At 74.6% G+C, this 21,540-nt stretch carries 24 protein-coding genes; 16 read left to right on the forward strand and 8 right to left on the reverse strand.

Features of this window, described 5'->3' with window-relative positions:
• Positions 1 to 86: 86 nt before the first annotated feature.
• The 4 genes from ACFY0O_RS13250 to ACFY0O_RS13265 are packed head-to-tail and all read left to right on the forward strand — an operon-like array spanning position 87 to position 3,743.
• Positions 87 to 623 (forward strand): hypothetical protein, encoded by a 537-nt coding sequence (locus tag ACFY0O_RS13250; RefSeq protein WP_388946451.1) that lies wholly within the window; start codon positions 87 to 89, stop codon positions 621 to 623.
• A complete protein-coding gene (locus ACFY0O_RS13255; protein WP_388946453.1) occupies positions 620 to 1,741 on the forward strand; it encodes a peptidoglycan-binding protein in 1,122 nt (373 codons plus the stop codon). Before ACFY0O_RS13250 ends, ACFY0O_RS13255 begins: the two co-directional genes overlap by 4 nt.
• Complete coding sequence (locus tag ACFY0O_RS13260; protein WP_388946456.1) at positions 1,738 to 2,532, forward strand: ABC transporter ATP-binding protein; 795 nt, start codon at positions 1,738 to 1,740, stop codon at positions 2,530 to 2,532. Before ACFY0O_RS13255 ends, ACFY0O_RS13260 begins: the two co-directional genes overlap by 4 nt.
• Positions 2,529 to 3,743: an ABC transporter permease gene (locus ACFY0O_RS13265; protein ID WP_388946458.1), complete on the forward strand. Its 1,215-nt coding sequence runs from the start codon at positions 2,529 to 2,531 to the stop codon at positions 3,741 to 3,743. Before ACFY0O_RS13260 ends, ACFY0O_RS13265 begins: the two co-directional genes overlap by 4 nt.
• Before the next feature lie 39 nt (positions 3,744 to 3,782).
• On the opposite strand, the gene ACFY0O_RS13270 is transcribed toward ACFY0O_RS13265, so the two are convergent.
• Positions 3,783 to 4,826: a vWA domain-containing protein gene (locus ACFY0O_RS13270; protein ID WP_388946461.1), complete on the reverse strand. Its 1,044-nt coding sequence runs from the start codon at positions 4,824 to 4,826 to the stop codon at positions 3,783 to 3,785.
• A 137-nt stretch (positions 4,827 to 4,963) separates the two neighbouring features.
• Between ACFY0O_RS13270 and ACFY0O_RS13275 the strand changes: the two genes are divergently transcribed.
• The 3 genes from ACFY0O_RS13275 to ACFY0O_RS13285 all read left to right on the forward strand — a co-directional run bounded on the left by ACFY0O_RS13275 (position 4,964) and on the right by ACFY0O_RS13285 (position 7,682).
• Positions 4,964 to 5,449 (forward strand): hypothetical protein, encoded by a 486-nt coding sequence (locus ACFY0O_RS13275; protein ID WP_388946464.1) that lies wholly within the window; start codon positions 4,964 to 4,966, stop codon positions 5,447 to 5,449.
• 115 nt (positions 5,450 to 5,564) lie between these two features.
• A complete protein-coding gene (locus tag ACFY0O_RS13280) occupies positions 5,565 to 5,819 on the forward strand; it encodes a hypothetical protein (protein WP_388946466.1) in 255 nt (84 codons plus the stop codon).
• 174 nt (positions 5,820 to 5,993) lie between these two features.
• Positions 5,994 to 7,682: a DUF4153 domain-containing protein gene (locus ACFY0O_RS13285; protein ID WP_388946468.1), complete on the forward strand. Its 1,689-nt coding sequence runs from the start codon at positions 5,994 to 5,996 to the stop codon at positions 7,680 to 7,682.
• A gap of 13 nt (positions 7,683 to 7,695) precedes the next feature.
• Here the strand turns inward: ACFY0O_RS13285 and ACFY0O_RS13290 are convergent, their stop codons facing one another.
• Positions 7,696 to 8,370 carry a maleylpyruvate isomerase family mycothiol-dependent enzyme gene (locus ACFY0O_RS13290; protein WP_388946470.1) on the reverse strand — a complete coding sequence of 225 codons (675 nt, stop codon included), beginning with the start codon at positions 8,368 to 8,370 and terminating at the stop codon, positions 7,696 to 7,698.
• A gap of 121 nt (positions 8,371 to 8,491) precedes the next feature.
• Here ACFY0O_RS13290 and ACFY0O_RS13295 point away from each other — a divergent pair, with 121 nt between their 5' ends.
• From ACFY0O_RS13295 to ACFY0O_RS13305, 3 genes are all read left to right on the forward strand, one after another.
• Positions 8,492 to 8,812, forward strand: coding sequence for a hypothetical protein (locus tag ACFY0O_RS13295; RefSeq protein ID WP_388946473.1), 321 nt, complete (start codon positions 8,492 to 8,494; stop codon positions 8,810 to 8,812).
• 115 nt (positions 8,813 to 8,927) lie between these two features.
• The gene (locus ACFY0O_RS13300) at positions 8,928 to 9,479 is read left to right on the forward strand and encodes a hypothetical protein (RefSeq protein ID WP_388946476.1); all 552 of its coding nucleotides are present in this window, start codon (positions 8,928 to 8,930) and stop codon (positions 9,477 to 9,479) included.
• Complete coding sequence (locus tag ACFY0O_RS13305) at positions 9,476 to 9,847, forward strand: peptidase inhibitor family I36 protein (RefSeq protein ID WP_388946479.1); 372 nt, start codon at positions 9,476 to 9,478, stop codon at positions 9,845 to 9,847. Before ACFY0O_RS13300 ends, ACFY0O_RS13305 begins: the two co-directional genes overlap by 4 nt.
• A gap of 54 nt (positions 9,848 to 9,901) precedes the next feature.
• Here ACFY0O_RS13305 and ACFY0O_RS13310 read toward each other — a convergent pair whose 3' ends face one another.
• A complete protein-coding gene (locus ACFY0O_RS13310; RefSeq protein ID WP_388946481.1) occupies positions 9,902 to 11,473 on the reverse strand; it encodes a helix-turn-helix domain-containing protein in 1,572 nt (523 codons plus the stop codon).
• A 268-nt stretch (positions 11,474 to 11,741) separates the two neighbouring features.
• On the opposite strand from ACFY0O_RS13310, the gene ACFY0O_RS13315 reads away from it, so the two are divergent.
• Positions 11,742 to 12,119: a hypothetical protein gene (locus tag ACFY0O_RS13315; protein ID WP_388946483.1), complete on the forward strand. Its 378-nt coding sequence runs from the start codon at positions 11,742 to 11,744 to the stop codon at positions 12,117 to 12,119.
• 43 nt (positions 12,120 to 12,162) lie between these two features.
• Here the strand turns inward: ACFY0O_RS13315 and ACFY0O_RS13320 are convergent, their stop codons facing one another.
• Positions 12,163 to 13,044 (reverse strand): DUF4436 family protein, encoded by an 882-nt coding sequence (locus tag ACFY0O_RS13320; RefSeq protein ID WP_388946486.1) that lies wholly within the window; start codon positions 13,042 to 13,044, stop codon positions 12,163 to 12,165.
• Between the two features lie 400 nt (positions 13,045 to 13,444).
• Between ACFY0O_RS13320 and ACFY0O_RS13325 the strand changes: the two genes are divergently transcribed.
• Positions 13,445 to 13,954 (forward strand): hypothetical protein, encoded by a 510-nt coding sequence (locus ACFY0O_RS13325; RefSeq protein ID WP_388946489.1) that lies wholly within the window; start codon positions 13,445 to 13,447, stop codon positions 13,952 to 13,954.
• A gap of 75 nt (positions 13,955 to 14,029) precedes the next feature.
• Here ACFY0O_RS13325 and ACFY0O_RS13330 read toward each other — a convergent pair whose 3' ends face one another.
• A complete protein-coding gene (locus tag ACFY0O_RS13330; RefSeq protein ID WP_388946490.1) occupies positions 14,030 to 14,965 on the reverse strand; it encodes a LysR family transcriptional regulator in 936 nt (311 codons plus the stop codon).
• Positions 14,966 to 15,097: 132 nt separating this feature from the next.
• Here ACFY0O_RS13330 and ACFY0O_RS13335 point away from each other — a divergent pair, with 132 nt between their 5' ends.
• On the forward strand, positions 15,098 to 16,378 hold the full coding sequence (locus tag ACFY0O_RS13335; protein ID WP_388946493.1) for an MFS transporter: 1,281 nt from the start codon (positions 15,098 to 15,100) through the stop codon (positions 16,376 to 16,378).
• Here ACFY0O_RS13335 and ACFY0O_RS13340 read toward each other — a convergent pair.
• Positions 16,367 to 17,911 carry an SDR family oxidoreductase gene (locus ACFY0O_RS13340; RefSeq protein ID WP_388946496.1) on the reverse strand — a complete coding sequence of 515 codons (1,545 nt, stop codon included), beginning with the start codon at positions 17,909 to 17,911 and terminating at the stop codon, positions 16,367 to 16,369. The genes ACFY0O_RS13335 and ACFY0O_RS13340 overlap by 12 nt on opposite strands.
• A gap of 157 nt (positions 17,912 to 18,068) precedes the next feature.
• Between ACFY0O_RS13340 and ACFY0O_RS13345 the strand changes: the two genes are divergently transcribed.
• Positions 18,069 to 19,172, forward strand: coding sequence for a hypothetical protein (locus ACFY0O_RS13345; RefSeq protein WP_388946499.1), 1,104 nt, complete (start codon positions 18,069 to 18,071; stop codon positions 19,170 to 19,172).
• Between the two features lie 26 nt (positions 19,173 to 19,198).
• On the opposite strand, the gene ACFY0O_RS13350 is transcribed toward ACFY0O_RS13345, so the two are convergent.
• Entirely contained in the window at positions 19,199 to 19,666 is a 468-nt protein-coding gene (locus ACFY0O_RS13350) for a MarR family transcriptional regulator (RefSeq protein ID WP_388946502.1), read from the reverse strand.
• A gap of 152 nt (positions 19,667 to 19,818) precedes the next feature.
• Positions 19,819 to 20,169 (reverse strand): hypothetical protein, encoded by a 351-nt coding sequence (locus ACFY0O_RS13355; protein ID WP_388946504.1) that lies wholly within the window; start codon positions 20,167 to 20,169, stop codon positions 19,819 to 19,821.
• A 180-nt stretch (positions 20,170 to 20,349) separates the two neighbouring features.
• On the opposite strand from ACFY0O_RS13355, the gene ACFY0O_RS13360 reads away from it, so the two are divergent.
• On the forward strand, positions 20,350 to 21,033 hold the full coding sequence (locus ACFY0O_RS13360) for a hypothetical protein (protein ID WP_388946506.1): 684 nt from the start codon (positions 20,350 to 20,352) through the stop codon (positions 21,031 to 21,033).
• Positions 21,034 to 21,107: 74 nt separating this feature from the next.
• Positions 21,108 to 21,536 (forward strand): ATP-binding protein, encoded by a 429-nt coding sequence (locus tag ACFY0O_RS13365; RefSeq protein ID WP_388946509.1) that lies wholly within the window; start codon positions 21,108 to 21,110, stop codon positions 21,534 to 21,536.
• Positions 21,537 to 21,540 lie beyond the last annotated feature (4 nt).

The following is a 21,540-nucleotide window of genomic DNA, read 5'->3' on the forward strand; positions in this document are numbered from 1 at the left end:
CCCTCTCTACTCGAAGGCCGCATTTCCTCGCCATAAACATGATCGGTGAAGGAAGCGAAACCGACCTCCCCGGCAGGCTCCGCCCCATGAACCGATCCTCGAGCATGACCATGACCGCGGCCGCCGTCGTCACCGGCCTGGCCCTCCTCGTGACCGCGTGCACGGGCACCGGCACCTCCTCCGGCGGGGGCAAGCCGGACTCCGCGCAGCAGAACGCCGGAGCCTCCGGCACCGGCGGCGGCAACGGCAACGGCAACGGCAACGGCAACGGCAAGGACGCGGACAAGGCCCTCCAGGTACGCAAGTGCCTGCGCGAGCACGGCATCGACGCCCCCGACCCGCAGCCCGGCCAGGATCCGCGCGGCATGACACTCGGCACCGGCAGCGAGGACCCCGAGGCCGTCAAGAAGGCCTTCGAGGCCTGCGGGATGCAGGCCCCCGGCACCGGCGAGATGCCGCAGGCGGACAAGGACAAGGCCCTGAAGTGGGCCAAGTGCATGCGCGACAACGGCGTCGACGTCCCGGACCCGGAGTTCAAGGGCAACGCGATGGGCGCCACCAAGATCCCAGAGGGGCAGGAGCAGGCCTTCGCGGAGGCCCAGAAGAAGTGCCAGGCCGCGTGAACCGGCGCGGGAAGTGGCTGCTCGGCTCCCTCGCCGTGGTCGTCGCCGCCACGGGCGGCGGCTACGCGGTGACCGCCCAGCCCCGTGCGGACCGGGTGCAGGACAAGGACCGGCACGCCGACGGCCTGCCCCGGCGGACCGAACCGGTCCGCCGCAGCGACCTCAGCTCGGGCCTCACCGTCGAGGGCACCCTCGGCTACGCGCAGGAGCGCCGGCTGAACGCCCCCGGCCCCGGTGTCCTCACCTGGACCGCCGGCGCCGGCACGGCCGTCGAGCGGGACGGCCGGCTGTACGAGCTCGGCGGCCGGCCGGTCCGCCTGATGTACGGGACCACGCCCATGTACCGCACGCTCAAGACGGGCGACAAGGGCGAGGACGTCAAACAGCTCAAGCGCAACCTCGCCGCACTCGGCCACGGCACCGGCCTCGACCCGGACGACGCCACCTTCACGGCCGGCACCGCGACGGCCGTCAAGCGCTGGCAGAAGGCCCACAAGGCGCCGGAGACCGGCGAGGTCGGCAAGGAGGACATCGCCTTCGCCTCCGGCCCGCAGCGGGTCCAGCGCAACGACAGCCAGGTCGGCGACGAGCCCGGCCCCGCCAAGCCCGTCCTCACCCTGACCGGCACCCAGCGGATGGTCCGCTTCCAACTGGACGCAGCCAAGGCGGGCACGGTCAAGAGCGGCGATCCGGTGACGGTGGCCCTGCCCGGCGGCGGAACCGCCACCGGGAAGATCGACTCGGTGGGCAGCACCGCCAACCCCGACGGCGAGGGCAGCGGCTCCGGCGGTTCCGGCGGCGGTGGCGGCTCCGGCGGGGGCGGGAACGGAAAACCGAAGGTCCAGGTCACCGTGGCCCTGGACGACGCCGCCCAGGCCAAGGGCCCCGACCAGGCCCCGGTGTCGGTCCGGCTCACCGGCGAAACGCGCAAGGACGTGCTCTCCGTCCCCGTCAACGCCCTGCTCGCCCTCGCCGGCGGCGGCTTCGGCGTGCAGGTCGTGGAAAGCGGCGCCGTCCGGGAGGTCCCCGTGGAACTCGGCATGTTCGGCCAGGGCCGGGTCGAGATCAAGGGGGACGCCCTGAAGGAGGGCATGCGGGTGGGGGTGCCGAGCGTATGACCACCGCGCCCCCCACCCCTGCCGCCCCGCACGCCCCCGACGCCCGCCACTCCCGGGCGGTCGTGGAGCTGACCGGCGTCACCAAGGAGTACCCGGGCGGGGTCAAGGCCCTGCGCGGGGTGGACCTGACCGTCCTGGAGGGGGAACTCCTCGGCATCGTCGGCCCCTCCGGCTCGGGGAAGTCCACCCTCCTGCACATCGTCGGAACCCTCGACCGGCCGACCGCCGGCCGGGTCGCCATCGCGGGGCACGACGTGGCGGCCCTGTCCGACCGGGCCCTGTCCGCCCTGCGCTCGCGCCACGTCGGCTTCGTGTTCCAGTCCTTCCACCTCGTCCCCGGCATCAGCGCCCGGGCCAACGTCGCCGAGGGGCTGCTCTACTCCGGCCTCTCCCGGGCCGAACGCGGCCGCCGCGCGGCGGTCGCCCTGGAACGCGTCGGCCTCGGCGACCGGATGGAACACCGCCCGCACGAGCTGTCCGGCGGCCAGAAACAGCGCGTGGCCATCGCCCGCGCCGTCGCCGGGGAACCGGACCTGCTGCTCGCCGACGAGCCCACCGGCGCGCTCGACACGGCGTCGGGCCGGTCGGTGATGGAACTGCTCCACGAGCTCAACGGCGACGGGGCCACCATCGCCGTGATCACCCACGACCAGGAGATCGCGGCGAGCCTGCCCCGCTCGGTCCGGATCCGCGACGGGGAGGTCGTCTCCGACGCCCGGCACCCGCACCCCCGGACAGCGGCCCGGCCGCACCCCGGCCCGGGGCCGGAGCGGCTCGGGGAGGCCTCGTGACGGCCCGGGCGCCGGTACCGGCCCGGCTCCGCCCGCCCCGCCTGGGCCCCCGGGACGTGCTGCACGTCGGCTCGGCCGGGCTCCGTTCCCGCCCGATGCGGGTGTTCCTGTCGGCCCTCGGCATCGCCATCGGCATCGCGACGATGATCGCGGTGGTCGGGGTCTCCTCCTCCAGCCAGGCCAAACTGCTGGCGGAGCTCGACGAACTGGGCACGAACATGCTGGTCGTCACGCCCGGGCAGTCGATGTTCGCGGGCCAGGACACCAAACTCCCCAAGGAGGCCCCCGGGATGCTCTCCCGGATCGAGGGCGTCGAGTCGGTCGGCACCACGGGCGACGTACCCGAGTCGGTCCGCCGTTCCGAGAAGATCCCCAAGGAGGAGACCGGCGGCATCGCCGTCAAGGCGGCCAAGGACGACCTGCTCGGCGTGCTGCGGGCCCGTATGCGCTCCGGGGCCTGGCTGAACGACGCGACCTCCCGCTACCCGTCGGTGGTGCTGGGGCACGTCACGGCGGAGCGGCTGGGCATCGGCGCCCCCGGAGGCCAGGTCTTCATCGGCGGCCGGTACTTCACGGTCATCGGCATCCTCGATCCCATCCCGCTCGCGCCCGAGATCGAACGCTCGGCGCTGGTCGGCTGGCAGGCGGCCGAGGAGCTGCTCGGCTTCGACGGCCACCCGACGGCCGTCTACGAACGCTCCGCGGACGACCGTGTCGCGCAGGTACGGGCCCTGATCGCGCGGACGGCCAACCCGCAGAGCCCGACCACGGTGTCGGTGACCGACCCCTCCGCGGCCCTGCAGGCCAAGGCGGCCACCGAGGGCGCCTTCAGCACGCTGCTCCTCGGGCTGGGCGGGATCGCCCTGCTCGTGGGCGGGGTCGGCGTGGCCAACACGATGATCATCTCGGTGCTGGAGCGCCGCCACGAGATCGGCCTGCGCCGCTCGCTGGGGGCGACCAGGGGCCAGATCCGCGTCCAGTTCGTGACGGAGTCGCTGCTGCTGTCCGGGCTCGGCGGGCTCGCGGGCATCGCCCTGGGGGCCGCGGCCACCTGGGTGTACGCCCGTACTGGGGACCTCCCCTGGGTGGTGCCCCTGTGGGCGGTGACCGGCGGCTTCGCGGCCACCCTGGCCATCGGCACGCTGGCCGGCCTCTACCCGGCGGTCCGCGCCGCCCGCCTCTCCCCGACCCTGGCCCTCCAGGCGGCGTAGCGGGGCCCCGCCGGTCCCCCTGGCGGGGCCGCCGCGGGGTCAGCTCGTCATCAGCAGCAGCCGGGTGTTGGCCACCAGCTTGCGGTTCACGCTGGTGCTCTGCACGAAGATGGTGAACTCGTCGTTCTGGTCGGGCTTCACCCGGACCTCCGCGTCCGGCAGCCCGAGCAGGGCGCGTGCCTCGGGCCCCGTGTACACCCGGTCCGTCTTCTTCTCCAGAACGGCGATCCGCTTGCGCGCCTGGACCTTTTCCGATTTGCTCAGCTGGTAATAGGCGCCACCGGTGCGGTACGTGTGCCCGGATTCGACGACCCATTCCCGGATCCCCGCGTCGCGGGCCACCGGAATGAGCTGATAACGCGTCTGTTCCACCGGGGTGAGTCCGGCCGCCTCGATGGTCTCCTTGTTCACCGTGTCGGCGCCCGTGGAGAACACGGCACGGGAACCCCGGATTCCCTTCGTGCGGCCGATCATGAATTTCTCGGTGGCCTCCTGGATGACCTGGCCGGCCTCTTCCAGGCCGCGCGTGCTCGTGGCGTCCCAGATGGCGATGTTGTCCTTCGGGAACCCGCACCGCATGGCCTCCCGCTTGCCCATCTGGTCCGGTACGAGCACGGCCAGGGTCCAGTTGTCCTGCTGCGTCCCGATCATCGTCGCCAGGGCTTCGACCAGTGCCTTCGGGTCCCTGGAAGGGGCGCCGGGGCAACGGTGGCTGGCGTTCTCCTGGCCGTCGGTGAGCACGAACGTCAGGAAGCTGTGGTCGCCGTACAGCTGGGCCGTCTGCGCCAGTTCCCGCTGGGACTGCAGCGTCGCCGCCAGCAGGGCGGTCATCCCCCCGACCCGGTACAGCTGCTTCAGGGACGGCATGCGCAGCACGTCCTTGTCGTAGATGACGCATTCCACCGCATTGGCGAACACGTACACCGTCACACGGGTTTCCTGGTCCAGTTCCTGCGAACGGCGGGCCAGATAGGCGATTTGCTGGTCGGCGACCTCGACGACCTTGTCGCTGAGGTGCGACATGGACGAACTGGCGTCCAGTACAAGGGCGACGTGATTGATGTAGTTCTGGTTTCCGGACATGGCCGCTCCCCCTCGTTCGAACCGATACCCCGATCCTCGCACCCACCACTGACAATCGCCCCGGACCGGCCCCGGCCCCCTCCCGGCCGGGCGACGGAACGGGCCGGTTGTCAGTGCCCTCGGCGAGGATCGCGTGCATGACGACAAACCCGACGACAGCGACAGCGACAACGACAGCGGCGCCGGCGCCCCTGCGCCTCACCGACATCGAGCGTGCCGTGCGCGCGAGTTGGAGCGCCGAGACGTGTACGCCCGAGTACCGGCCCCGCTGGACGCGGGACAACCCGGCCCGGGACCAGTGCGGGGTGACCGCGATGGTGCTCAACGACCTGCTCGGGGGCGAGGTGGTGCGGGGCGAGGTGCATGTGGACGGGGTCCGCGTGGACTACCACTGGTGGAACCGCCTGGGACCGGGGGTCGACGTCGACCTGACCCGCGAGCAGTTCGGGCCGCACGAGACCGTCACCGGGGGCGTCGTGATCCCCCGTCCGCCCGTCGCCGAGTGGGGCAGGCTCGTCGCGGAGTACGAACTCCTGCGCGGGCGCGTCCTGGCCGCGCTCGACCGGCAGCGGGCGGCGGCCGCCGGGGGAACGCCCCGTCAGAGCAGCCCTGAGCAGGGCTGAAACGATACTTCTGTGGCATCCGGGTGAACGACCGTTCCCGTCCGGGGCCGGTGGCTGTTGGACCGGCCGACGCGCATACGGACCGCGCGTCGATCAACGGATCCTTAGGGGAGTCATGCGCATTCGTTCCGCCGTCACCGCTTCCGTCCTGGCCGCCGGTATCCTCCTGGGCGGGGCCGGGGCCGCCCTGGCCCACGATGGGGTCGACATCGACTACTTCTCCGGCGGCCACAAGGCCTACTCGTCGAACTGCTCCTCGTTCGCCGCGGTCCCGCACAACCTCCCCGCCTTCGCCGGCCCGGTCTACAGCTCGACCTGCGCCAAGGACGGCGAGAAGGAGTGGCTCAAGGGCAGCCACCTGGGCGCCTGACCCGGGATGACTCCGCACCGCGGGGGCGGCCCGACAGCGCTGTCGGTCCGCCCCCGCGGCGTTTCCACGCCCGGTCGCGCATTGTCACGATCATGCAACAAGGGTCAGTTGAATGTGTTCAAAACCCTGGAGCGCGGGCCTACTCTGTCCCCTCCGCACCAGGGGAGGGACTCCATGTCCGAGAACGCCGACAACAGGGCCGAGCAGGCGGGACAGCCCGAACAGCAGGACCCGTGGGGACCCGCCCAGGCTCCGCCCGCCCCACCCGCCCCCGGCCTGCCCGGGCACGACCCGGCCACCTGGCTGATCTACCAGCGGCAGCTCCAGTACCAACTCCGGCAGCGCAAGGCCATGGAGGCCGCCGCCGCGAAGGCGGAGAACTCCATGTGGCGCCGGATCCGGCCCGCCGAACCCGCCCCCGTCCGCACCTTCACCCTGGTGGCCGCGCTCGCCGCCGGTCTCGCCGCCGCCGCGTTCCTCGGAGACGGAGTCGGCCCCGGCCTGCTCCTCGCCGCGCTGCCCGCGATGGCCGCCGCGTACGTCGCGGCCCGGGCGGCGGGCCGCAAGGCGCGCCCCTGGACCGTGCTGTGGGCCGCCGGCTGCGTGGCCCTGCTCGCGGTGCCGGCCCTGCGCGACTCCGCCTGGCCGTCCACCCTCGCGGTCCTGGCCGCCGTACTGCTCGCCGCCCTGGCCCTGCACGGCAACCGCAGATGGCCCGGCGTCCTGCTGGCGCCCCTCGGCTTCCTCGACAGCGCCGTCGCCGGCGTCGGCTGGGCCTGGGCCGGCATCCGGGCGCGCGGCGGCGGGATGGGCCGGGAACGCTGGCTGCCCGTGGCCAAGGCGGCCGTGGTGGGGGCGGTCCTCCTCGTGGTGTTCGGGGCGCTGTTCGCCTCCGCCGACGCCGCGTTCGCCGGCCTGCTGGGCGATCTGGTCCCCGACGTCTCGGTGGGGGAGGGGCCGCTGCGGCTCCTGCTCTTCCTGGCCGGTACCGTCCTCGCCCTTGCCACCGCCCGGAGCGCGGCGGCCCCGCACCGCTGGGACCGGATGAAGTCCCGCCCCGGCGAGGCCCGTTCACGGCTGGAGTGGAGCCTGCCGCTGATCCTGCTGAACCTCCTCTTCGCCGGCTTCAACGCGGTCCAGCTGGCCGTGCTGTTCGGCGGCTACGACAAGGTCCTCGAGAGCACCGGGCTCTCCTACGCCGAGTACGCCCGCCAGGGGTTCTGGCAGCTGCTCTGGGCCACCGTCTTCGTCCTCGTGGTCATCGCCCTCGCCCTGCGCTGGGCGCCCCGCGGCATACCCGGCGACCGCCGCCTGGTCCGGGCGGTGCTGGGCACCCTGTGCCTGCTGACGCTGGTCGTGGTGGCCTCGGCCGTGCGCCGCATGGACCTGTACGTCGACGCGTACGGACTGACCAGGCTCCGGCTCTGCGTGGTCGCGGCGGAGCTGTGGCTGGGCCTGGTCATCGTGCTGCTGATGGCGGCCGGGGCGGTCGGCGGCCGCTGGCTGGCCCGCGCCGTGGCGGGCAGCGCGGCGGCCGCCGTCCTCGCCTTCGGGCTCCTCTCACCCGACGCGATCATCGCGGAGAGCAACGTCACCCGGTACCAGCAGGACGGAAAGATCGACCTCGCCTACCTCCGCGGCCTGTCGGCGGACGCCGCCCCCGCCCTGGACCGGCTGCCCGAACCCCGGCGCTCCTGCGCCCTGATGGGCATCCGGGACGACCTCCGCGAGGCCGGCGACCTCCCCTGGTACGCCACGAGCCTCGGCCAGTACCGGGCCCGGGAGATCCTGCGCGAACGGCCGGTGACCGTGGACCGCGCCGAGTGCGTCCGCCTCGGCGCGTACGGCAGCCGCCACGAGTAGACCCCCGCGCCCCTCACCCGCGCCCGGTGAACCGCCCGGCCTGCGCGCCGCGGAGGCGGCCGGGCGGCAGGCGGCGGCCGAAGGCGACCAGGACGAGGTCCTGCGCGGCCCCGTACACGGGGGTCCCCGCGCCGTAGGACCAGTCCACGTCCTCCGCGCACAGCCGCACCCCGCGCAGGTCGACGCCGAAGAACCGCAGTCCGCTGGGCCGGACGTCCTCGAGGAGCACGCGCAGCCGGTCCTCGGGGACCCGCCTGTCGATCCCCAGGGCGGCGGTGACGTCCAGCCCGTGCACCACGTCGTGCCCGAGCGCGGCCCGGAAGCCGCCGACCGGCGGCTTCCACGGATGACCGGCGTTGTCCCGCACGAACGCGCAGAGCTCACCGGCCGAATGGGCCGCCGCGTCCCTGCGGGCGACGCGGTCGGTCATCCGGTGCAGGTCCCCCCGCGCCCTGACCAGCTCGCCCAGCGTGGCGGGCAGCGACAGCCGGAACCCCATGGACATGTGCGCGACCACCTCACGGACCCGCCATCCCCCGCACAGGCTGGGCGCGTCCCAGGCCTTCGCCGGCAGGCCCTCGAAGAGATCGGCCAACTCCCTCCGCTCCGCCGCGATGGCGGCCCTGAGGCCGGCCACCCCTCGGGTCGACTCGCCCTGCCGGCCGGTGTGTTCGGTCTCCCTCGTCATGTGATCAAGTGTGCGGGCCGGGCGGCCGGGACTCCAATGGACGTTCCTGCTCCCGGCCAGTACCAGCGGTTATGGGGCGCCCGGCAGCCGGTGGGCGCGGTCGGCCGGGGAGAATGCCCGCATGGGAACGACGGAGCCGGACGACGCGGCCGCATACCTGATGGCCACCTCACCCGAGACCCTGGACCTCCTGTGCGCCACCGCGCGGGAGATGGCCGAACTGTGCGGCATCGGCACGGCCGAGGCGGTGGCACGGATCAACCACCAGTGGGAGGGGCTCGACCTGTCGGGTGAGGACGAGCTGATCCTGCACGAGGACGCGTACTACTGGGCGCTGAGGATCTACTACCGCGACGTCCTCGACTGGCGGCCGGAAGCCGACCGTTCGGCCTGGACGCCGCGCCCCGGCCCGCCCGCGGGGTCGAAGTCCTGGACGGTGTGACGGCCCCGCCGCCCCCTTCTCCTGCCGGAACGTTCCCCCGGGTGAAACGCACACCCGGACGGGTGAGCCCGCGCCCCCTGCCCTGTCGCACGGGGGCCGACGGCGGCTAGACAGCATGCCTGTGATCAAGGAACCGTCCCGCGCGGCGACGGCCGCGGCAGCGGCCGCGACGGCCTGCGCGGTGCTCGCGGGCTGCGCGGCCGGGGCCCCCGGGCGCCCCGCCGCCGACCCGGACGAGGTGATCAAGGCCGCCACCCGGCGCCTCACCGACGCCTGCCTGATCCGCCAGGGACTCGTCCCGCCCCGCGGCGACGGCCGACGGCAGCGCGGAACCGACGACGCGCGGGTCAGCGCGGCCCTCTTCGGCACGGGCCCGGCCGAACTGTCCCTCGCGCTGCCCACCGGCTACGTCGTGCGCGCCCACACCGACGGCTGCCTCGCCGCCGCCCAGCAGCGGCTCTACGGGGACCAGGCCGGCTGGTTCCGCGCCTCCGTGGTCGTCAACAACCTGCGCCCCGAGGCCGACCACACCCACCTGGACCTCGCCGAGGTCCGGGCCGGCCACCGCCGCGAGATCGCCGACTGGCAGCGGCTGCGCGCCCACGCCCTCACCGAAGCCGCGACCGTCCTCGACACCCCGCCACCGAAGGGAAACCCGCCCGCATGAAGCGCTTCACCACCTTCCTCGCCGCCGCCGTGTTCACGACCGGAGCGGTCCTGGCCACCTCGGCCGCCGCGGAGGCGGCCGACTGCCGCAGCGGCTACTTCTGCGTCTGGACGGACGCGAACTTCGACGGGATGAAGATCGAGCACAGCGGAGACGACCGGTGGTGGGAGGGCGACATGTTCAAGCACGACTCCTCCTGGGCCAACCACGGCGTCTCCGGCCCGGGCGTGCTCGACCACGTCAAGGTGTACGAGGGCCGCGAGCTGCTGGGCCCGGTGACGCTCTGTCTGGCACCCGGCCAGGAGGTGGGCTACAACGCGGGCGCGAACGACCGGGGCGGCTCCCACACCTGGAGCAAGGACTGCTGAGGCCTCCCGCGGCCGCCCTGAGCGCACCCCGCCGCCGGGGTGCGCGGGGCGGCGTCAGCGGAAGACCACCGCCGCCGCGGCCCACTGGGCCGTGGTGGTACCGGTGGCCGCGCAGGTCTGGGCCGCCGGGACCACCCGGTAGGCGGTGGTGAGCCGGTAGGACGAGAGCTGGAGCATGGGCAGCGCCGTCCACTCGGCGGTGAAGGCCGGCGCGGACCCGGTGTTGGTGCCGACCGCGCCCACCATCAGGTCCCCGGCGGCGCAGTCCAGCCGGGTCGAGCCGGTGCTGAAGGCCGTCCCGCCAGTCTCGCCGTGGGCCCCGGCGGTGCCCACCGCCGCGCGGATGCCGCGGAACTCGTCCACGGCGATGTGGTACTTGCTCGCGTGCGGGTAGGTGGCGTGCAGGGAGTCGGCCGTGCCGAGCGGGTGCGCGCCGAAGGCGGCCAGGACCAGGGTGCGGTGCCGGGCGGTGTCGGTCTCGTCGCCGACGATGTGGAACGCGTCCCCCTGTGTGTCGGTGACGGCGACCGGGCCGGGGCAGGAGCTGGTGAGCATGACGGTGACCACCAGCGCGTCCCCCTCCGTGACCGGGGACAGGACCGGCAGCACCACGTCGGAGCCGGAGAGGATCTCCTGCCCGGAGGTGACCCGGCCCACCCAGGAGGGCGGCTCGTCCGCCGTACGGGCCGCGCCCGCCGCCGGTGGCCGCAGGGACGGCCGCGGGTTCGCGGTGGGCGGCGGGCAGGGCTGCTCCTCCACCGGGTACCCGGCCTTGGCCCCGGCCGGGGCGCCGCCGCCCAGCGCCAGCACCGCTCCCGCCCCGATGCCGGCACCCAGCACGAGGGTCGCCACGTGGGCTGCGAGCCGCTGCCGCCCCGGCCACCACCGCGCCCACGACCGCCGCCCCGCCGCCCGCCCGGCGGAACCCCCCGTTCCAACGAATCCCTGCCCCCCGGTCCCACCCGTCCCGGCCCCACCACCGGCCTCCCCGGGCCCGGCCACCCCGGCCGGCCACCCCGCCCCGTCCGCATCACCCGGCCCGCTCGCCCCACTGGGCCAACCGGGCCCGGGCGCGCCGCCCGTCCCGTCCGCAGTGGTCGACCCCTCCGGACTCTCCGCGCCGGCCAGGCCGTTCAGACCGACCAACCCGCCCGCACCGGCCGGTCCGTTCGGATCGGCGGCACTGCCCGCACCGCCCGGACCGGCCAGCCCGACCGGCCCGCTCGCGGTGCCCGGTCCGCCAAGGCCGGCCAACGCGCCCAGGCCGGCCACGCCGCCCGCACCGCCCGCACCGCCCGGTGCCTCCGGTCGGCCCGCCTCCGGCGGCACCGCCTGCGGGCGGGTGCCCTCGCGGGCCAGGCGGAGCCTGGTCCAGGTCGCCTTCCAGTGCGGCAGTGCCGCCTCCGTCACGCCCAGCGCCCGCAGCAGCCCCGCCACCCGTTCCCACGGCGGCAGCCCCGGCCGGTCCGTCCGCAGCGCGTGCGCGATCGTGGAGCGGGGCAGTCCCGAGCGCCGCTGCAACTCCCGCAGCGACAGCCCCTCCACCGCCTTGAGCGCCCGCAGCTCCCCGATGAACTCGGCGACCGACTCCGGCCGCCCCGGCACCCGCTCTTCCCGCGTGGTCATGCGTCCCCCCGCTCCGTCCCCCTGGACCGGACCGTCCCGAGGTGTCCCACGGCGCCCGGCTGGCCGGATCCTACGAGGCTCCGGCCCGGCCCCGGAACGGCTCCACCGGCCAACTCCGCCGCGCCCGGCGGACCGGTCCCGTCCATGGCCGTCCGGGCTTGTCCCAGCACGTCGCAGCCCCTTGTCGGACACCGGCGCCGCTGCCGAAGGTTGGCCCCGTCGCCGGGCCCGGAGGACGGGCCCGGCAGTTTCCCGACAGGAGACAGTCATGAAGTTCGCTCTCGGTCGCCGCGGCGCCATGGCCGCGACGGTCGCGGCCCTCACCGCCGGCGCGCTGGCCACGGGGATCACCACCGCATCCGCCAGCAGCGGATGGACCCGTGCGAGCACCTCGCACGGAGTGGGCGTCTACTCGGACCACAACTCGTCGTCCGCCAAGGTCACCTCGGACCTCGCCCCCGGGGACTACGTCGACATCGTGTGCTGGAAGCGCGGCGAGAACATCAACAACCAGGGCAACGTCTGGTACTACGTCGACGCCGAGTACCGCGGCTGGTACGAGTACACGCACGGCTGGGTGTACGCGCCCTACCTGGACAACTCCAACTCCTGGCGCAGCGGCCTCGCCGAGTGCAACTTCGGCTGACCCGGCCCGTCCGGGCGGCGGCGGCACCGCCGCCCGGACGCCCTCAGTCCGCGGCCTTCTCGCGCAGTGAGGCGCGGACGCCCGCGACGACCACGGAGATCAGGCAGAGGGCGATCACGGTCTCGGCCCACAGGAAGGCGAACCAGTCCAGCACGCAGCCGATCGGCGGCGTGCCCGGGGCGGTGTTGCGGAAGGCCGCGAGGGCGAAGAGGGTGGCGGCCATCCAGGCGAGGGCGGGCCAGACCAGGCCCTCGCCCCGCGCCGTCAGGTACCAGGTGCCGATGATCACGGACGCCGCCAGCGCCCACATCACCACCATCATGAACACCGCGAAGACCAGCAGACTGCCCGACCGGGCCACGGCCAGCCCGAGGACGGCCTCCTGCCGGGCCGACAGGGGTTCGGTGCTGACCGAGAACAGCGGGTCGTTGTTGGAGAAGACCAGCCGCACCGGCACCTGCCTGCCGTTCATCACCGCCCAGAACTCGACGTCGGTCTCGTAGCTGTCGAACGGGTAGTCGCTGACCGAGCCGCCCGAGAGGGCGACCTTGACGTCCCGGGGCGTGAGCCGCTCGTGCGCCTTGAACGCCAGGTCGCCCAGGGTCGCCGCGGAGGTCTGCAGGCCCAGGTCGGCCACCGGCGCGGTGCCGTCCTCCTCGCCGAGGGCCCCGCGCGGGACGACCCGGACCCGGAGCACCAGCTCCCTGCCCGCGGCGTCGACGCGTTGGACGGCGGCCTCCACGTCCACCCGGTCGGCGGCGCCGGACCCGGCGGTGTGGACCGTCGCGCCCGCCTGCCGCTCCGAGAACTGCAGCCACGACCCGACGGCCACCGCCGCCACGATCAGGACCGCGATCGGAATCAGGACCGACAGCATCGACGTCCCGGAGCGGCGCGGGGGCGGGGGGTCCCAGGTGGACGTCATCGTGACTCCGGCGGCAGGAGGAGCGGAACAGGATCCTCCGGCCAGCGAAACCTTTCGGCGCCCCCGCCGCCACCCGGGTGGCCCGGCCGGCGATCCCATCGACCCTCCCATCGCGCCACCCGAGCCGGGCCGCCGCGCCGCGGGCGCGGAAGCCCCGCCCCGTCAGGGCGAACGATGCATGGGCCACACATCTGATCGGTTACTCCTGCGGCTCCAGTGACCCCGGCGCACCCGAGGTATCCGTACAAGAGCCGCGATCCGGCTGATTCCGCTCTTCTGGCCCCGCCGTGACTTCGCGACGATGGGTCCCGCGACTCCCAGGCCACCGCCGCGAGCGGTTCGGCCCCCGGCTGCCGAGACAAGAGGGGAAACACGCATGTCACCGCGCAGGATCCTGGCGATGACGGCCGCGACCGCGGCACTGATCGCGGGCCCGGTACTGAGCGCCCAGGCCTCCACCTCACCCCAGAACGCCTTCTCCCAGCAGGCCCGCGCCGCCGGGCTGAGCACCGCGCAGGCGGCCGAGCTCCAGCGGCGGGCCGACGCCGTCCTCGCGTCGGATCCGCAGGCCCGCCAGCTCTCCGCGAACAAGCTCGCCATCGCCGGCGGCGACCTCGTCCTCAGGGCCCCGGGCCAGACCGAGACCCGCGACCTCGCCGCCCCCGGCCAGGCGCTGGACTGCGCCAACGGCCACCTGTGCATCAGGGACGGCCAGGGCAGCAACTACGACTACTACTACTGCGGCTACTACGACTTCGGCGGGATCGGCGACGGCACCTTCAACAACAACCAGAGCTCGGGCACCCGGGCGCGCTTCTACAACCAGAACGGCACCGAGCGCTGGTCGAACGTGGCCAAGGACAGCGGCACGGCCTCCTGGACCCCGGTCTACCACATCCGCCCCTGCTGACCCGCCGAGCCGCCGCCCGGCGCCCCGCCCCCACCGGCGCGGGCCCGGGCGGCATCCGGCGTGCGCGCGGGCGCGTCAGCGCGGGATCACCCAGTCCGGCATCCAGGTCCCGGCGGTGTCCCGGCCGCCCGCCCCGGTGGCCAGGTGCGCGCGCAGCGCCGCCAGCCCCGGATGGGGGTTGCCGCGCCGCCACAGCAGGGCGTGCGGGTAGACCGGCGTCGGAGCGGTCACCGGGATACGGCGCAGACCGTGCCCGGCCGGCCACACGAGCCGGGTGCCCTCGCTCATGAACGTCGCCAGCGCCGGGGTGTCGGCGATGGTGTCGAGGAGCGCGTCGGAGCCGAAGTTGGGCCCGGTCGCCTCGATGGTGAGGCCGAACGCGGCCACCAGGTCGTCGTAGTAGGCGGTCCACTCGGTGCCGGGGACCACGCCGGGCATCCAGATCCGGTGCCCGGCCAGCTCGGCGACCGTCACCGACCTGGCCCCCGCCAGCGCGTGGCCCGGACCGGTGAGCAGCTGGAGCGGCTCGTCCAGCACCCGTACGGCCTCGACGTCCTCCGGAAGGGGGTGGCCGGGTGCGGCCACGGCGCGGAAGGACGCGTCGATGGCCCCGGAACGAACGGCGGCCACGGCGGCGTCGATCTCCCACAGCATCACCACGTCGAGCTCGATCTCGGGATGGGCGCGGTGGAACCCGCGCATCAGCCCCGTCGCCGCACCCCGCGAGTTGATCACGTCGACCCGCAGCGGACGGTGGGCCGTGCTGACGGACGCGACCGCCCGCTCGGCGGTGCGCAGCAGCTCCCGGGCGTGCGGGAGGAACGCCTGCCCGTCGATGGTGGGCTCGGCGCCGCGCGGCGTGCGGCTGAACAGCCGCACGCCGAGGGCGCGCTCCAGCGCGGCGATGCGCTTGGAGACGGCCTGCTGGGTGACCCCCAGCTCGGCGGCGGCCTCCTGGAACCGGCCCGCGTCGGCGGCGGCGACGAAGGTACGTACGGCGTCGAGGTCCATGCCCTCACCCTAGGTCCACAACGAGTGGTTGTGGGGGGTCGGCCTCCCGGTTGTTTGATCCCCGACCGCCAGCCCCGCTTTGATGCTCACGAACGCCGATCGGTTGTACGGGCAGAGGCAGGAGCGTCGGGTATGGGGAGTGGACGGCTGCGGGGACTCCCGGGTGGCCACCGGCTGGGGAGGTCGTTCGACTGGTTCTGGGGGGCGTACACGACCAGCGCGCTCGGCACCTGGCTCGCCTTCGGGGCCTTCCCCCTGATCGCCGTCCAGGTGCTGCACGCCGGGCCCGCCGAGGTGGCCGCGCTGTCCTCCGCCGGTGCCGCGGCGGGCGCGGCCGCGGCGGTGCCGCTCGGGCCGTGGGTGGAGTTCCGCCGCAAGCGGCCGGTGCTGATCGCCACGGACCTGGTGCGGTGCGCGGCGCTGCTGACGGTCCCGGCCGCGTTCGCGCTCGGCGCGCTCACCTTCTTCCAGCTGCTGCTGGTCTCCGTCGTCGTCGCGGCCGCCGACCTCACCTTCCGCGCCGCTTCCGGCGCCTACCTGAAGGGTCTGCTGCCGGCCGGGGACCTGCTCGCCGCCCACGCCCGGCTGGAGTCCGCCTCCTGGACGACCACGATGATCGGCCCGCCGCTGGGCGGCGCCCTGATCGGGCTGCTCGGCCCCGTGGTGACGGTGGCGGCCGACGCGGCGAGCCACCTGCTCTCGGCCCTGGGTATCCGCGCGGCGGGCCGGTACGAACCCCCGCCGCCCCGACGCCCGGAGAGCGGGCGCCCGCGGGCCGGCGACCTCCTCGAAGGCTGGCGGTGCGTCCTGGCCGACGCGGGCCTGCGCCCGTTGTTCCTGGGCACCGCCCTGTTCAACGGCCTGGTGATGGCCACCTCGCCGCTGCTGGCCGTCCTGATGCTCGGCCCGCTCGGCTTCGAGCCGTGGCAGTACGGCCTCGCGTTCGCCGTGCCCTCGGTCGGCGGGCTCGTCGGCTCCCGGCTGGCCCGCCCGCTCGTCTCCCGGTACGGGCAGCACCGGGTCCTGACGGTGTCCGGATCCCTGCGCGCCCTCTGGCCCGTCGGCCTGGCCTTCACCGGGCCGGGCACCCCGGGGCTGCTCCTGGTGATGGGCGTCGAGTTCGGGCTGATCCTGTGCTGCGGGGTCTTCAACCCGGTCTGCGCCACCTACCGCCTCGAACGCATCCCGGCCGACCGCGTCGCCCGCGCGCTCTCCGCCTGGTCCGTGACGACGAAGGCCGCCACCGCCCTCCTGACGGCCGCCTGGGGTGTCCTGGGCACCCTCCTCGGCCCCCGCCCGGCCCTCGCCCTGGCCGGAGTCCTCCTCCTGGCCACCCCCCTGCTGCTCCCGCGCCGGCCCGCACCGGCCGCGTACCCGGGGCCGCACGGAGCGGGCGCCGCGTCACGCGGGTGAAGCCGGCGCGGGGGGCTGCGCCGGGAGCTGTTCGGCGGCGTGGGCGATGTTGCGGGCCATTCCGCCGAAGACCACGGCGTGGAAGGGGCTGACCGACCACCAGTACAGGTGCCCGAGCAGGCCGCGCGGGTGGAAGAGGGCGCGCTGGCGGTAGCGGGAGCGGCCCGCGTGCTGCGGATCGGGTTCGGCGTACATCTCCAGCCAGGCCAGCCCCGGTACCCGCATCTCCGCCCGCAGCCGCAGCAGCCGTCCCGGTTCGATCTCCTCGACCCGCCAGAAGTCCAGGGCGTCACCCACCCGCAGCCGTCCGGCGTCGCGGCGGCCCCGGCGGATGCCGGCCCCGCCCGCCAGCCGGTCCAGCCAGCCGCGTACCGCCCAGGCCAGCGGGAAGGAGTACCAGCCGTTCTCCCCGCCGATGCCCTCCACCACCCGCCACAGGGCCCCCGGCGGGGCCGCCACCGGGGCGGTGCGGTGGTCGGTGTAGAGGCTGCCACCCGCCCAGTCCGGGTCGGTGGGCAGGGGGTCGCTGGGAGCGCCCGGCAGGGCGGCGTTGGACCAGCGGGTGTCCACCCGCGCCTCACGTACCCGCTGCAGGGCCAGGGTCAGGGCCCGGTCGAAGGACAGCGGTCCGCCCGGCGGATCCGGCACCCATCGGGCGATGTCGTGCTCCGCGCACACCACCTCGTGGCGCAGCGACTCGGCGAGCGGGCGGGCCAGCGCCCGGGGCACGGGGGTGACCAGGCCGATCCAGAGGCTCGACAGACCCGGGCTGAGCATGGGCACGCGCAGGATGCGCCGGTGGGGGAGCGCGGCGACCTCGGCGTAGCGGTGCATCATCTCCTCGTACGTCAGGACGTCGGGTCCGCCGATGTCGAAGGTCCGGCTGACCTCGGGCGGCATCGCGGCGCTCCCGACCAGGTAGCGCAGCACGTCGCGCACGGCGATGGGCTGCACCCGGGTGCCGACCCAGCTCGGCGTGATCATGACCGGCAGCCGTTCCGTCAGGTAGCGCAGCATCTCGAACGAGGCCGAACCGGAGCCGATCACCACGGCCGCCCGCAGTACCGTGCAGGGGACACCGGACGCCAGCAGCACGGCGCCCACCTCGGCCCGGGAACGCAGGTGCGGGGAGAGCGACTCGGGGGACGGCCCGGCCGGGGTGAGGCCGCCGAGGTAGACGATGCGCCGCACGCCGGCCAGCCGGGCCCGTTCGGCGAACAGCCGGGCGGCGGCCCGGTCGCGCTCCTCGAAGCCGGGGCCGCCGCCCAGGGCGTGCACCAGGTAGTAGGCGACGGCCACCCCGCGCAGGGCTCCGTCCAGCGAGTCCCCGTCGGTGACGTCGCCGCGCACCACCTCGACGCGGCCGGCCCAGGGATGGTCGCGCAGCCGCTCCGGGGAGCGGGCCAGCGCCCGGACCCGGTAGCCGGCGTCGAGGAGCTCGGGCACCAGTCGACCCCCGATGTAGCCGGTGGCGCCGGTGACCAGGCACAGCTCGCCGGCCGGCTCCGGACCCGTGGGCTCCGTACCCGTCATGGATTCGCTCCCGTCCCTCCGGCGGCGATGCGGCCACCGCCCCCCTCCGAGCCTGGACCCGGGCCGCCCCCGCCGCAACGCCGGTCCGCCGGGGGCGGCGTGACCTGGTGCGGAGGCCGGGGGTTACGGTGTGCCTTTTCAAGGGGGAGAGACAGCGATGTCACAGCACGCGGGGTGGGGACAGCACCACCCGGGCCCGCCCGTACCGCCGTGGGGGTGGGTGCCGCGGCCGCCGCAGCCGGGCGTGATCCCGCTCGCGCCGCTCGGGACGGGCGATGTGATCGGCGGGGCCTTCAAGGCGTTCCGCGGTTACTGGAAGCCCCTGGTCGGGATCATCCTGCTGGTCCAGGGCCTCGGGACCCTGCTGGTCGCCGCGGCGATCGGCATCACCGTCGCCGGGATCCGCCCCAGGCTCCACGCGGTGTTCGACGTCCCGGCGGGTGAGCCCGCGGCGCCGGACGACGTGGCGTCCCTGCTGCTGTATCTGGCGCCCGTGGGGGTGCTGCTGCTGCTCACCATGGCCCTGGTCGGCGGAGTGATCACGACACTGGCTCCCGCGGTGATCCAGGAGGCGGTGCTCGGCCGCCCCGCGACCTTCGGGGCGATGTGGCGGCGCAGCTGGTCCCGGCTGCCGTCCGTGCTGGGGGTCCTGGTGTGCGTGGGGCTGCTCGCGGGCGGGCCGATGCTGGTCCTGTACGCCGTCTTCCTCCCGTGGGCGGTCACGTCCGGGCATGCGGGGGTCACGGCGCTGCCGGCGTTCCTGATGGTCGCGTCCCTGGTCGCGATGCCCCTGGCGGTGTGGCTCACCTTCCGGTTCAGCCTGGCGCCGGCGGTCGCGGTGTGCGAGGGGCTCGGCCCGATCGCGGCGATGCGGCGCTCCTCCCACCTGGTCAGGGGCGGCTGGTGGCGTACGTTCGGCATCGCGCTGCTCGGCTACCTGCTCGGGATGGCGATCGGCTACGCGATCCAGCTGCCGTTCACCTTCCTCGGGATGTTCGCGCTCTTCCCCGCCATGCTGGCGTCGGGCGAGGCGGGGACCCCGGACTCGCTGCTCATCGGCATCGTCGTGTACGTGGTCTGCATCATGCTGGGCACGGCCGTCGCGGCGGTGGTCCAGCTCGGATACCCGCAGCTGGTCCTGTCCCTGCTCTACGTCGACCGGCGCATCCGCAAGGAGAACCTCGCCGAGGCCCTCCTCGCGTCCGTCGCCCCGGCCGCCTCGGCGGTCCCGGCCGGTCCGTACGCCGAGGGCCCGCGCTGAGCTCGTGAGCGCCCCGGCCGGCGCCCTCAGACGGCCGCCGCGCCGGCGTTGCGGATCAGCTGCCGGAGCACCTTCAGCGCGGTGACGTAGTCCGCGTCGTCGATCCCCTCGTGGAGGGCGGCGCGGATCGCCGGAGCGTTGCGGGCGAGGCGGACCCGGGCCTCCTCGCCCGCCTCGGTGAGCCACAGCCGCTCCTCGGCGTCCCGCCGCAGCCAGCCGCGCTCCACCAGGACCGCGGCCTCCGCGGCCAGGTCGTCCTCGGGCCGGATGTAGGAGGCCATCGCCTTCCGGAGCTCGGGCAGGGTCATCCCCGCGCCGTCGGGGGAGATGTCGTGGGCCGACAGGTTGCGCAGCAGCCAGAACTGCGGCTGGGTGTAGCCCTTCTCGGCCTGCCGGGCCCGGGTGAACGCGATGAGCGCCTCGTAGGCGACACCGGTCCAGTAGGCGGCGGGCTGGCCGGCGAGTTCGGCGTCGGACACCTGGCTGGTCGTCATGGAACGTCCCTTCCCTGCGGATCCGGACGGCGGGCCGTCCCGTCGTGCCGTGGTGCGTGCGGGAACGCTATGACCTCAAGTGCGGTTGAGGGCAAGGGTTCGATCTTCCCCCGACCCGGCCCCGGTCCGTCCTGGCCCGTCGGCCCCCGGGTTCACAGCCAGCGTCGGGCGGCCTCCACGCTGTCGCCCCCGCTGGTGTTGAACGCGATCGCGGCCTGCGGGGCGTGCCGGCGGATCAGGTTCAGCGTCTGCTCGAACAAAAGGAGCAGCTGCTCGGTCTTGCGGATCCCGCCGCCGACCACCACGACGTCCCAGGGCCGTTCGGCCAGTGCGGCGGTGAGCGTGGACTCGGCCGTGCCGTCGAAGGTGATCAGCGCCATGGCCGCGTCGATGCCGAGGGCGCCGAACCGGCCCAACTCCGCGTCGAGGGAAGCCCGGAGGGCCGCTGCGTCGACGCCGGGTATCGCGGCCGGGTCGTAACCGATGACGAGTGTGGAAGCCATGCGATCAGCCTAGCCCTGCGTCCCGGCCGTCCGGCCGGTGCCCGTCCCAGGGGGTGTCCGCCTAGCACATTCGACCCGATCGGGTGTGGACCTCCGTGATGCCCGCCCGGGGCACGGTCCGCGATGGCTACCGTGACGGGGACGGCCATGCCGCCCGGCGGCCGGGAAGGAGCGGGCCTGATGGGCACCGTGGTGGTGGGGTTCCGGCTCGGCTGGGACGCGAAGGGCCGGCAGGCGACGGTGGTGCTCACCCGGGCGGGCGTCCTGCACCACAGCATGGGCCTGCTCGGCCTGGCGGTGCGGCCCGCCCGGCCGCACGCCCCGGCGGGCCGGGATCCGCACCCGGTCCCGCGTCAGGCGGCCACCCTGCGCAGGCTGTACGCCGATCTGCGCCACCAGGGCTACACCCGGGAGCTGATCCCCCCGGCCTGCGTCCGGCTCGACACCGACGAGCACCCCCTCCACCCGCGCCCGTGGGGCGAGCACGCGCCGTCGGCCCATCCGGAGCTGATCGCCGAGTTCACCGGCGCGGCCCCCTCGGGGCCGGGGTCGCTGGAGGACGCGCTGAGCGCGTTCCACGCGGCGATCGGCCTGACCCCGCAGCCGGCGACCCCCGCCGCAGCCGCTCCTTCCGGCGTGCCTCCGGCCGTCCGCGAGGGCCTGCGCACCCTGGCCGCGGGCCGCCCGCTGGCGTCCCGCCCCGGACGCGGCGCCGGCTGGACCGTCACGGGGACGGTCGTCCGCCTGCGCGTGGGCCGGACCGGTGAGGACCTCACCCCCGGCGAAGTGGCCGAACTCCAGGCCGCCCTGACGGCCTGGCTGCGCCATCAGCGCCGCCCCGGGGCGGGCTCCGCGGCCAGGTGAATGCGGTCCGGCCCGGCGGGTAGGCGCGGACCGCGAGGAGCCCGAACCGGGGCTCCGAACGAGGGACGGTGAGGATGTCGGAACTGCGGGCTGTCGGCTGGGCGCACTCGTTCCCGGTGGCGAACGGGGCCCGGGCGGCCCGGGTGTGGGCGGCCGGGCACCTGGAGTCCCTCGACTGGGCCCGGGACGATCCCGACACGGTGTACTCCGTCCTGCTCGCCGTGTCCGAGCTGGTGACCAACGCCCACGTGCACGCCGCGAGCACCGCCCACCTGGTCCTCACCTGGGACGGCGGCTGCCTGCACGTCAGCGTGGCCGACGCCGACCCGCGGCTGCCGCAGCCCCGGGAGGCGGGCGAACGGGCCACGTCCGGGCGGGGCCTGGGCATCGTCGCCGCCCTCGCGGACACCTGGGACGTCCGCCCCGGCGAGAACCGCAAGACGGTCACCGCGTGCTTCCGGCCGCCCGGCGGCGGCCGGGCACGCCAGGGCGGCCCGCCGTGAGACG

The organism is Streptomyces sp. NPDC001594, assembly GCF_042893675.1.
GTDB lineage: Bacteria > Actinomycetota > Actinomycetes > Streptomycetales > Streptomycetaceae > Streptomyces.